This window comes from Calorimonas adulescens (assembly GCF_008274215.1).
Lineage (GTDB): Bacteria > Bacillota > Thermoanaerobacteria > Thermoanaerobacterales > UBA4877 > Calorimonas > Calorimonas adulescens.
This window is the reverse complement of record NZ_VTPS01000024.1, coordinates 24779-37055: the sequence shown is the minus strand read 5'-3', so window position 1 is coordinate 37055 and position 12277 is coordinate 24779. Positions and strand designations below refer to the sequence as shown.

Here is a 12277-nt window from a genome sequence, read left to right as displayed (position 1 = left end):
GCTCCTTACTTCTATCTTGGCGTTCCGCTCTATTTATTTGCCATCGTGCGACTTTTATATATTAGCACGTCTTATGCCTCATGTCAAGCCCCTTTTTCCCTTTCTCGCCCCTTGAGGCGTATTTTATATTATCATGTTTGTGGGTGGGTGTAAAGGTCAATTGGACAGATATAATTACTGCTATATTAGATTATCCTCAATTACATATTGTATGCTCAATAATACTCCAGTATACGTATACTTTCAAGTTTCTAAATAAAGAATTTCCCGTATGGCCTGCTGTTCTTAGGCACAATCTTTATGTACTCATTATAGTTTCTCGATAGGCTAAGGTGAAATTGTTCTTCATATTTATATATCAGGTTGTTTAAAATTGATATGTCATAATCATTAAGGACTTCTGTCTTTATCTGCGGAGACAGCTTATACTCAGCCACTTTCCCTTTTATATAAATGACACCCCCATGCATTCCTGGCGCTATATGGTCACCTGCAGGGTCTTCTTTGCTATTTTTATTTAAGACAGCTATAACACCACCTGCCATATATTCTCCCAGAAATTCTCCCACTGTTTCCCCTATGACTATACATGGTATCCTGTCTTTGTATTCCTTCATGTGTATACCAATCCTGTAGCCTGCATAGTCTCTGATAAATATATTGCCGCCCCTCATTGAATAGCCAACAATATCTCCCGCATGTCCATGAACAATCACATATCCGTTATTCATGGTGTTACCCAATCCATCCTGCGCATTGCCGTATATCTCCATTACAGCTCCATCCATAAATGCTGCACAGTCATTCCCAACTATTCCTTCAACTGTTATTCTGCCTGTTTTTAAGCCACAGGCTATATATCTTTCTCCATTAACCTTTTTTATATTATTATAGTTATCCGCTCTATTCTCCATAAACTTTCCCCCAAAAACTATCATTCCCCTGCTGCTTTTATCCCCAGCACCTTAAGTTCTCTCATATTGAAGCCCAGTCCTCTTAATGTATGTCTGTTGCCCCTGAGGGCCTCTATCATATTCATCCCCATTCCCCCAAGGATATCTTTTATCTCTATTTCCCAGCCGTTTATCATGTTAATCAACCGTTCTGCAGCTTTTTCAGGATTCAGTCTCTTTGCCAATTCATCTTTTTGTGTAGCTATTCCCCATGCACACTTTCCTGTCGTGCACATCATACACATCTTGCACCCCATGGCTATCAATGCCGCTGTGCCTATATACACAGCATCGGCACCTAAAGCCAGTGCTTTTATTACATCTCCTGCATTTCTTATACCTCCAGATGCTACAATGGAGACCCTGTCCCTTAGGCCTTCCTCTTTTAACCTCTGGTCTACAGCCGAAATGGCAAACTCTATAGGTATATCAACATTATCTCTTATTCTCTTCGGTGCTGCACCGGTACCTCCTCTAAAGCCATCCACCGCTATTATATCCGCTCCGGCCCTTACTATACCTGAAGCAATGGCTGCGGAATTATTGACAGCAGCTATTTTTACTATGATGGGTTTTGTATAACCTGTTACCTCTTTGACAAGGTATATGAGTTGCTTTAAGTCCTCTATGGAATAGATGTCGTGATGTGGTGCCGGTGATATGGCATCTGTTCCTTCCGGTATCATCCTGGTTTCTGAGACCTTCTTACCAACCTTTGTACCAGGAAGGTGTCCGCCTATACCAGGCTTTGCCCCCTGGCCTATCTTTATTTCTACTGCTGCCCCTGCATTGAGATAATCCGGGTTTACACCAAACCTCCCAGAGGCGACCTGCACTATAGCGTTCTTGCCATAATCATACAGGTCCGGCGGCATACCACCTTCACCTGTATTGAAGTATATGCCCAGTTCTTCTGAAGCTATAGCCAAGGATTTAAATGCATTATAGCTTATGGCACCGAAGGACATAGCGGCAAACATGATGGGCAGTTTTAATTTAAGTTGTGGTGGAAGCCTTGTTAAAAGCTGTCTTTTTTCATCAAATTCAATCCTATCAGGTTTACTGCCAAGATAGGTGGTAAGCTCCATGGGCTCCCTTAAGGGATCGATAGGTGGATTGGTAACCTGGCTGGCGTTGATTAAGATTTTATCCCAAAATATCTCATAGTCTTTTGGGTTTCCCATCCCAGTGAGAAGGGCGCTCCCTGTGGATGCCTGTTTTTCTATGTCTGATATATCCTCCTTTCTCCAGTAGTAGTTGGATTTAAAGGATGATGGGTATGGTATGGTTTTTATTGCATCTTTTGCACAGATATACATGCACCTCAGGCAGTTTACGCAGTTTTCATCTATACCAATAACTGTATCGCCGCTCATGGCCAGGCCGCCAAAGGAACATTCCTTAACACAGGCACCGCATCCATTGCACCTTGTATAATCAATATCCACCATGAATTCCGGCATAACAAACTTTTTCATACTGCTACACTCTCTTCCACATACTCTTCATTAAGTGGTACAAAGACCGGTTCTCCACCGCGCGGCATATAACAATTTGCTGTAGAGAAACCCGAGGCTGCTATTGCAGATTCCTCACTGGAAGCAATGAAATACTCGCCATCTTTTGCAGTCACCATCGGCCTCAGCTTTAACCTATCACACAATACTGCCATACCTTTGGTTGTTGCAATTATCACTGAAAATGGCCCATTTAACGCTGCTCTTGCATATATCACCCGCAGACTGGTATACAGTACCCTCTCCTGCTCATCCATCCTTTCAATCTCATCCCATAACGGCGGAGACATGACCTTCATTGCAATTTCCTCTGGAAGCCTGTGCTTTTTAACAAGTAGGTCATATAGGTATGCGATAACCTCGGTATCTGTCTGTAAAACACATTTGTACCCATATCCCCTTAAGAATTTGCGGTTTGCACCATAGGAAGAGAGCTCTCCATTATGGACAACCGATACATCCAGTATTCCGAAGGGATGAGCACCTCCCCACCACCCAGGTGTATTAGTGGGAAACCTGCCGTGGGCAGTCCATATATAACCTTTATATTCATCAAGCCGAAAATACTCTGCTATATCCTCAGGATACCCAACACCCTTGAAAATACCCATATCCTTTCCGCAGGATAGCACAAATGCCCCATTGATAGACCTGTTTATCTCCATGGTAAGACACCGAAAATATTCCTCCTCTGAACTAACAAGTATATCATGAATCGGCTCTACAAAATACCTTTTTATCTCCGGTCCGTTGAATATAGATACAGTCCTCCTGACAGGCAATTTTCCCTCATATATTATCCTGCACATATCCCTTAAATAATCCTCTGTTTCCTCTCTGCTGGCTTTATCGTCGTACATGATGTGCAGGCACATTGTTTCTTTGTACTCAGGATATAAACCATAAACCGCAAAACCGCCACCCAAACCATTGGACCTTTCATGCATTGAGGCTATCCCGGTAACTGCCGGTCTCCAGTCAAACCTCACCCTGTTCACATTTATTACGCCAAACACACTGCAGCCTGATGGGATCCTGTCATAACGATCATCAAGGTACACCATTATACCTCCTTATGAATAAATTATTAAATTTTATTGCAAAAAAATTTTAGTCTGTTTTTCGATTTTGATAAATTATACACTATTTGTTATGCATAGACAAATTCCGAAATTGTTCCATTATGTGTGTATTCCATTGGTAATTCAATTTATTCATGTACATAAATAAATGAATTAATTGATTCATATATTACATATTTATGCTTCTTATTAGTCAATAATTATAACTGTTTTTTATATAAATTGCAATATTTAATTTTAAAACTTGTAATTACAAAACGCTTTCATTAATTGCTATATTAAATACAGCACCTTTAGTGACAACCATGGCAAGACCTGCTTATTAAATTCTTTACATTCAGATATACCCTTGTTCAACCACTTCACCAATAATTATTATTATGCAATTTACATAAATGCCATTATGGTATCTATGGTTAATGATGTATTAATAAATTTTTTATATAATCACCACTAATTGTAATAAAAAAGAAAGATGGGTGCGTCACCCATTTTTCTTTTTTATTACAATTATCCACTTATGCTACTTTAATCCCTGGGCAATCAGTTTCACATATATCAATCTTTTCCCAGCAATTTAATCAGAATACTTTACACCTCAATGTAGCTAAATCCCCAATCATAGAATACTTCCACATAACATGTCTTTGTATTACTGGTCGGAGTAGAATATCCATCGATCCGATAATACTGGCGTTGTACAACTTTATATTTCGTAAATAGTGGACGATATATTATTTGATACGTTTTCCCTAATGGAACTTCTAAACTGTATTTTACAGAATAGGATTTGCTTACACCTATACTAACTCCTAATGCTGCGGAAATATCTCCGACACTCGTATAACTACCACTAATTGTATTAGATACTGTATCGGTTTTATTTACACCTATAGTTCCTGGCCCATCCCCTTGTGGACCTAGCCTCCAACTTCCATATGTCGTTCCCTGGTTAGTCGTAGATTCTACATCCCAATAGTAATAACCATCAGTTTGCGGTTCAATACCATATTCTTCTCCACCAGCATTTAGATTGATATTTCTCACCTCACTGTCTGGATGAGGTTGTGCAACATCATCTGCTGCAAAAACCGTAGTAGAACCTAAAAAAGACACGCATAGAAGAACAGCTGTCACAAAACCTAAAATTCTTTTTTTCATATTCTTTACCTCCTGTTTTTAATGATAAAGTAAATACCCGCAACTAATAGCAGGGAAAAAAGTAGTAATAAAATAAAAAGTGGATATTCAATAAGATAATGTGCTGAATTTTCATACGCAGATTTAAACAACTGCATTTCTCTATCTCTCTTATAATCTGCTAAAAGTGGTAAAGTTGAAATCCCAATCAAGCCAATTAACGTTATCACAATGCCTATAATCCTTCTACTGAGCTTTGGCCGTTCTTGAATAGTTATTTTTTCATTATATGCCTGTTCATTACTTTTTAACATCGAATCAATTGAAACTCCAAACCTTTCACTTATTTTAACTAGGGTATCTATGCTGGGAGCAGAGATTCCCATTTCCCACCGTGATACGGCCTGCCTTGACACCCCTATTTTTTCAGCGAACTCATCTTGCGATAAATTATTATTTTTTCTTATTTTTAATAGTTCTTCTGCAATATTCATATTTTTCCCATTAACTTTGTTCATATTTCTCTCCTCCTTTTTATACATATTATATTTAATTCCAGTAATTACCGCAAGATATACCACTTTACAATTGCGCAATTGGTAATTGCTATATTGCGGCAGTTTAAACAATAATGTTCCATTAACAAGCTTGCCAATAATTATCCATTAGTTGCTATTGAAATAACATATTGAGCTCACCCGTTGGGTAGCATATGCGTATAATATGCGCATCGATAAAAATTTGTAAAACGCTTTCATCAAAAAAATAAAAAGGGCAGGCATCAGATCAAATAATGACCTGTACCTGTCCTTATCGGAGGTCGGAGATGGGAAAAAGATAAACCCCTCAAACACTCTCATAAAAAAGAGTATCAAGACGAACGGTCTGGTGCAGAGATACCACTATAATCCGGAAACAATTTTCTTACGCCAATCAAAGCAGAAATTCATGTGTCATACCAAAAAATCATCTCATAGCCTTCTGACCCTTCTCCGCAACCTCCAGCCTGGCCATTGCCCTGGCCAGTGCGGCCCTCGCTCTTATGAACTCCTCCTGACTCTTTTTTGCCCTCATCCGTTCCTCCGCCCTCATTTTAGCTTCTTCTGCTCTCCTTGTGTCAATCTCTTCCGGCCAAAGGGCATCGTCAGAAAATATTTCTACTATATCACCCATAACATTCATGAAACCACCAGCAATGTATGCCCTTTTCACATTATCATCATTCCTGATAGTAATAGGGCCTACCTCTACCGGTATTACTATAGGCTCATGGCCTTTCAATATACCAATTTCTCCATCATAAGTTTTAACAACAACAGAGTCTACATCATCCTCAAAAAATTTACGTGTTGGTGTATTTATAGTTAAATGAAATTTAGACATGCTCATTCCTCCGATTAAGCTACATTTTTTTAGCCTTTTCAATAACTTCGCCTATATTGCCAACCATAAAAAATGCAGCCTCAGGGACATCATCTAAGCCGCCCTCTATGATCATTTTAAATCCCTCAATTGTCTCCTTTAAAGGAACATACTTTCCTGGCATCCCTGTAAACTGCTCAGCCACAAAAAATGGCTGAGATAAAAATCTCTGTATCTTTCTCGCCCTGTATACTGTTAGCCTATCTTCCTCTGTAAGCTCTTCCATACCCAGAATTGCTATGATGTCCTGCAGCTCTTTATATCTTTCCAGCATCTCTTGGACCTTTCTAGCCACCCTATAGTGATCCTCTCCAACAATTCTCGGATCCAGTATCTTTGAGGTTGAGGCTAATGGATCCACTGCAGGATAAATTCCCATTTCTGCAATGCTTCTTGAGAGAACTGTTGTAGCATCCAGATGCGCAAATGTAGTAGCAGGAGCAGGATCTGTAATATCATCAGCAGGCACATAGACCGCCTGTACTGAGGTGATAGATCCATTCTTTGTCGATGTAATCCTTTCCTGTAGTGCTCCTAACTCATTGGCCAGGGTTGGCTGATAACCAACTGCTGATGGTATTCTCCCCAAAAGGGTTGATACCTCAGAACCCGCCTGAATAAACCTGAATATATTGTCTATAAAGAGGAGTATATCCTGATGCTCCTCATCCCTGAAATATTCAGCCATGGTAAGGCCAGTAAGTGCAACCCTCATCCTTGCTCCTGGCGGCTCATTCATCTGACCAAATACCAGTGCAGTTTTACTGATTACTCCAGACTCATTCATTTCATTCCACAGTTCGTTTCCTTCTCTGGACCTTTCACCAACACCTGTAAAAACAGAATAGCCACCATGCTGTACAGCGATATTGTGAATAAGCTCCATTATTAGTACAGTCTTTCCAACACCTGCACCTCCGAAAAGCCCAATCTTACCACCTTTAATATAAGGGGCCAAAAGATCTATTACCTTTATACCTGTCTCAAAAACCTCTTGCGATGGCGACTGGTCCTGAAATGTAGGGGAGTCCCTGTGTATTGAATAATATTTAGGATTTTCTACCGGGCCCTTGCCATCAATAGGTTCACCAAAGACGTTAAACATTCTGCCAAGAACACCCTTGCCAACTGGTACTTTTATTGGCCCACCTGTGTCCTCAACCTCCATCCCCCTCTTTAGTCCTTCCGTAGGGGAAAGAGCAATACATCTTACTGCATTGTCTCCTATATGGTTCATGACCTCCAGGACCATATGTTTCTCTGTGTCCTTTACTTTCATTGCATTATTCACTGGTGGAAGCTCTCCTTCAAACGCCACATCTACAACCGGTCCTCTCACTGCAATTATATAACCTGTATTTGCCATAACCATTCTCCTTTATCTTAAAACCTCACTTGAAGATATAATCTCTGATATCTCTCTTGTAATTTTCCCCTGTCTCTCCTTATTATAGAGACGATTAAAACGATCAATCAACTCCTCTGCATTTTTTGTAGCACTATCCATAGCCGTCATTCTCGCTGTTTGTTCGGAAGCAAAGGATTCAACAAGAGCCCCATAAATCACACCCTTAACATATGATTCAGCAAGTATATGGAATATTACTTGAGGAGAAGGTTCATATTTCAATATAATATGAGACCGCTTCCTCTCCTTCACTCCAAAAGATTCAGGATCTAGTGGAAGAACTCTTAAGACAGTCGGTTCATGCTTGAATGATGAAATATATCTTGTGTACACAATAAAAACCTCATCTAAGAGGCCTTGACTGTAAAACTTTAATACTATATTTGCTATATCAACTGCGCTGTCATATGTTGGGTCCTGTGCTGTATACAGCAGTGAGGTATCAATTGCGTAACCTCTCTTTTTAAAGTATTCTCTGCCCATAGCTCCAACCACAAGAAGATAAGAATGTCTCAGTTCATCCATAGTCTTCTCAGCAAGCTTTATCACATTGTGGTTATAGTCACCGCACAGACCCTTATCCCCTGTAATGACTACAATACCTGCTCTCCTTTTTGGCTCATTCCCCAAAACAAGAGATATATCCTCTGGGTCAGTGTGCTCTAAAAGCTCTTTCATTGTGTCCTGAATACTTTTAAAATAAGGTTCGGCAATATTTAATTTTTCTTTAGCCTTCTTGGTATTAGCACTGGCTATAAGATACATTGCCCTTGTTATTTTCTGGACCTCACTGACACTTTTAATACGCCTTTTTATATCCCGCTCCGACATTGTTATTTACTCCTCATTAATATACTCTTTTATTGCATTGTCAAGTTTAGCCTTTATTTCATCGGTGAGGTCCTTTACATCCATAATACTGTCTACTATTTCCTTATGATTTACATGTAGATGATTCAAAAGACCGTCTTTAACATTCCTGACCTTTTCAACATCTACATTTTTGAAATATCCATTTGTAACTGCATATATGGATACAACCTCATCAAACATACTCTGAGGTTTATACTGATCTTGCTTTAATACCTCCATGATCCTGTCACCAAGGTCCAATAGTTCGCGGGTAGACTTATCCAATTCTGATCCAAACTGTGCAAATACCTGCATCTCATTGTACTGAGCAAGGCTTAATCTCAAGCTTCCTACAACTTTTTTCATTACCTTTGTTTGTGCAGCGCCGCCAACCCTGGATACAGAAAGTCCCACATCCACGGCAGGACGTATTCCCTTGAAGAATAAATCTGTAATCAGGTATATCTGTCCATCAGTTATGGATATCACATTGGTAGGTATATAAGCTGCAACGTCACCTTCTAAAGTTTCTACTATTGGTAATGCTGTCATGGAACCTCCACCCAACTTGTCAGAAAGCTTGGCCGCTCTTTCCAAAAGTCTGGAGTGCAGGTAAAACACATCACCTGGATATGCCTCTCTTCCAGGCGGTCTCCTTAAAAGCAGTGAAATAGCCCTGTATGCTACTGCGTGTTTAGAAAGATCATCATAGACAATAAGTACATCCTTGCCATTATACATCCACTCCTCAGCAATGGCACACCCTGCATATGGAGCAATATACTGCATAGCTGCAGAATCTGACGCTGATGCAGATACAACTACTGTATAATCCATAGCGCCAAACTCCCTAAATGTATTGACAATTGAAGCGACAGAGGAGGCTTTTTGACCAATGGAAACATATACACAGTAGACGCCCTTGTCCTTTTGATTTAGTATAGTGTCTACTGCTATGGCAGTCTTACCTGTCTGCCTGTCTCCAATAATAAGCTCACGTTGTCCTCGCCCTATAGGTATCAAAGAATCAATGGTAAGTATTCCAGTTTCCAATGGAGTGTTAACCGGTTGTCTATCCATTATATCAGGGGCAGGGCTTTCAATTGGTCTAAACCTATCAGAGACAATTTCTCCTCTCCCATCTAACGCTTCTCCTAATGGATTTATAACCCTACCTAAGAGACAATCCCCTACTGGTACACTTACCACTCTACCTGTCTTTCTTACTATTGTCCCTTCTGAGACAGGTGTATTACTAAGTAGCACGGCACCTACACTGTCAACGTTTAGATCCATGGCCATACCGTATATTCCATTTCCGAAATTTAGGAGTTCCCCATTCATACAGTTATCAAGACCGTATATCTGGGCTACCCCGTCGGTATAGCTTATAACTCTGCCAATCTCTTCAAGTTCGGGTTTGTATTCAAAATTTGTTATCTCTTCTTTTAAAATCTGCTTGATCTTTTCAGCATCAATCAAGGGTTATCACTTCCTCTTGTATATGATTCCTAAACCAGTCAAGCTTCCCTCGCATGCTTAAATCCAACATCTTATCCCTGTCTTGCTGTAAAATTATTCCTCCTAAGATAGACGGGTCAATAGCATATCTGATAAAAACCTCATTGTTATAAAACCCTTCAAGACGATGTTTTAAAAAACTCTTTGTATTCATATCCAGTGGCCTGGCCGAAATAACCCTTACCACTTTTTTCCCTTTTTTCTCTATTATCCTGTCCTCAAATGAAGTCAACCTATTATCAATAGATTTATACACACGGAGCGTATGGCGATCACCACCATCATCTCTAACAGCACCCTTAACCACGCTGCCTACAACGTCTTGTTTTAACCTTGATAATCTTGTCCGTGTACTTATGTCTATCATTTTTCCATCAAATTCAATAATGAAACCTCCAACTATTGACCTATCAACATGATAGTAAGTCTTTATATTTAAACCTATCATACTATGGAGGAAATCAATTATTTTTTTTTCCATCTCATCATCTACATGAGTTGAAGTAGTTATATCCACTATCGTATAGCCCTTTTCTCTTAATATGCCCCGCTGAATTTCAAAAATGATGTCATCTATATCTGCTATAACCCCTTCTTTTGTAAGCGCAGCTATTAACGCTAATACCCTGAAGTCTACATCGTCTCTTAATCCCATTAACATATTCATCTTATTATTAAAATGTACGGATAAATCCTTTAAAAACACAAAACCTTCACTTTTTTTCAAAACCTCAGTGAAGGACCTTACCTCATCGATTATGTTTTCCTTATCATCCATATCATTTATATGGTACAAAAATCCATTAGCCCACTCATTTACCACCATTAGACATAACCTCTTCTAACATACTGCTAATAAGTCTCTTATCCTCTTCCTCGTTAAGCTTCACCGCCATAACCTTATATGTTGTATCTATCACCATATCCATAATATCTGCCTTAAGTTCTTTTATCATCCTCTCTCTATCTGCCAACGCTTCCTTGTGGCCTTCCTCTATTATGTTGGAAGCCTCTTCCCTGGCCCTTGCCACTATCTCATCATAGACACCGTTTGCTCTATCCTGGGCCTCTTTAATGAGCTGTTGGGTCTTCTCCTTCGTTTCCTTAAGTGAGCTTTCCAGCTCTTTTTTTATCCTCTCTGCCTCTTCCCTATCTAATCTTGCATCTTCTTGCATCTTTTTTATCTTTTCGCTTCTGTCCTTCAAAAACTTTGTCATGGGTTTATACAGAAAATACTTAAAGAGCATGTATAGTATTATGATGTTTATTATGTTCCATACCCATGTCCAGAGATTTATACTTAGCATTGCAAGCCACCTCTATTTCAAGAAGAAAATTATCAGGATGGCGATCAATAGGCCATAAATAGCTGTCGCCTCTGCGAGGGCCGCACCAAGCAAAAAGATAGTAGTAATCTTGTTGGAGGCCTCTGGCTGTCTTGCCACTGCCTCTACTGCCTTTGATGTGGCTACACCTATTCCAAGACCGGCTCCAATTACTGATAAAGCTGCTATTCCAGCTGCCATTGCTACAGACATAATATCACTCCTTTATTAATCTTCCATCTTTTCCATTCCTTCATGCACATACATAACTGTTAGAAGCGAAAATACTACCGCCTGTATGAGGCCATCAAAAAAGTCAAAATACAGGCTCAGGAATGACGGAACAAGGACAGGAACGAAATCCTTTACCAATTCCATTATAATAAAACCTGCCATGATATTTCCAAAAAGTCGGACTGCAAGGGATAGAGGCCTTGTGAAGATGTCCAATATTTTAAATGGCAAAATTATGCCGAGTGGCTCGGTAAAACTCTTAAGCCATCCCTTAAATCCTCTTGCCTTGATGCTGGAGTAGATCACATAGATAATGGTCAACACAGCAAGGCTGGCTGCAATATTTATATCCCTTGTAGGTGGACTTATACCAAAAGCACCAATTACATTAGCAATAATAAGATAGAGGGCTACTGTCCCGATATACGGAATAATAACCTCTCCTTTTGGTCCTGTAACATCAGTAACAAAAGAACTTATAAAGTCAAGGATGATCTCCAGCACATTCTGCATACCCTCAGGTATATTCTTAAGATGTCTACCTCCCATGTAGAATATTATACCCAGAAATGCTACTATAAACCAGCTTACAACTACTGAATCAGTTACAGGTATACCTCCTAATAGAGGTATTACAAAAAGTATCTTAGGACCAAAATCCATTTTATCACCCCGCATCTCACATCATTATATCTCTTATATTTTTATATTCAATTCCCATTTAAGCTGCTAAAAACGCTCTTTTCGCTTATTTTATACATTGTTGGCAGATGGCTCAATTAATGATAACTATAGCTCTTGTTTGCTATGTTATTTATTATTA

At 39.5% G+C, this 12277-nt stretch carries 13 protein-coding genes; all 13 read right to left on the bottom strand.

Features of this window, described 5'->3' with window-relative positions; all coding sequences use genetic code 11:
- Positions 1-251: 251 nt before the first annotated feature.
- Complete coding sequence (locus tag FWJ32_RS12220; protein WP_162523625.1) at positions 252-914, bottom strand: GltB/FmdC/FwdC-like GXGXG domain-containing protein; 663 nt, start codon at positions 912-914, stop codon at positions 252-254.
- Between the two features lie 20 nt (positions 915-934).
- Positions 935-2431 carry a glutamate synthase-related protein gene (locus FWJ32_RS12215; protein ID WP_149546246.1) on the bottom strand — a complete coding sequence of 499 codons (1497 nt, stop codon included), beginning with the start codon at positions 2429-2431 and terminating at the stop codon, positions 935-937.
- Positions 2428-3531: a class II glutamine amidotransferase gene (locus FWJ32_RS12210; RefSeq protein WP_238988885.1), complete on the bottom strand. Its 1104-nt coding sequence runs from the start codon at positions 3529-3531 to the stop codon at positions 2428-2430. The genes FWJ32_RS12215 and FWJ32_RS12210 overlap by 4 nt, the downstream gene beginning before the upstream one ends.
- A gap of 612 nt (positions 3532-4143) precedes the next feature.
- The gene (locus FWJ32_RS12205) at positions 4144-4713 is read right to left on the bottom strand and encodes a hypothetical protein (RefSeq protein WP_149546244.1); all 570 of its coding nucleotides are present in this window, start codon (positions 4711-4713) and stop codon (positions 4144-4146) included.
- Positions 4714-4718: 5 nt separating this feature from the next.
- The gene (locus tag FWJ32_RS12200; protein WP_203227766.1) at positions 4719-5210 is read right to left on the bottom strand and encodes a helix-turn-helix domain-containing protein; all 492 of its coding nucleotides are present in this window, start codon (positions 5208-5210) and stop codon (positions 4719-4721) included.
- Positions 5211-5658: 448 nt separating this feature from the next.
- Positions 5659-6075: an ATP synthase F1 subunit epsilon gene (gene atpC / locus FWJ32_RS12195; protein WP_149546243.1), complete on the bottom strand. Its 417-nt coding sequence runs from the start codon at positions 6073-6075 to the stop codon at positions 5659-5661.
- A 19-nt stretch (positions 6076-6094) separates the two neighbouring features.
- Entirely contained in the window at positions 6095-7486 is a 1392-nt protein-coding gene (atpD, locus tag FWJ32_RS12190; protein ID WP_149546242.1) for a F0F1 ATP synthase subunit beta, read from the bottom strand.
- A 6-nt stretch (positions 7487-7492) separates the two neighbouring features.
- Positions 7493-8353, bottom strand: coding sequence for an ATP synthase F1 subunit gamma (gene atpG / locus FWJ32_RS12185; protein ID WP_149546241.1), 861 nt, complete (start codon positions 8351-8353; stop codon positions 7493-7495).
- Between the two features lie 6 nt (positions 8354-8359).
- Positions 8360-9856, bottom strand: a complete 1497-nt coding sequence (gene atpA, locus FWJ32_RS12180) for a F0F1 ATP synthase subunit alpha (RefSeq protein ID WP_149546240.1) — start codon at positions 9854-9856, stop codon at positions 8360-8362.
- Entirely contained in the window at positions 9849-10721 is an 873-nt protein-coding gene (locus FWJ32_RS12175) for a F0F1 ATP synthase subunit delta (RefSeq protein ID WP_149546239.1), read from the bottom strand. Before FWJ32_RS12175 ends, atpA begins: the two co-directional genes overlap by 8 nt.
- Positions 10708-11202, bottom strand: a complete 495-nt coding sequence (gene atpF / locus FWJ32_RS12170) for a F0F1 ATP synthase subunit B (protein ID WP_149546238.1) — start codon at positions 11200-11202, stop codon at positions 10708-10710. Before atpF ends, FWJ32_RS12175 begins: the two co-directional genes overlap by 14 nt.
- A 12-nt stretch (positions 11203-11214) precedes the next feature.
- A complete protein-coding gene (gene atpE / locus FWJ32_RS12165) occupies positions 11215-11433 on the bottom strand; it encodes an ATP synthase F0 subunit C (protein ID WP_149546237.1) in 219 nt (72 codons plus the stop codon).
- A 15-nt stretch (positions 11434-11448) separates the two neighbouring features.
- Positions 11449-12117, bottom strand: a complete 669-nt coding sequence (gene atpB / locus FWJ32_RS12160) for a F0F1 ATP synthase subunit A (RefSeq protein ID WP_149546236.1) — start codon at positions 12115-12117, stop codon at positions 11449-11451.
- Positions 12118-12277: the final 160 nt, after the last annotated feature.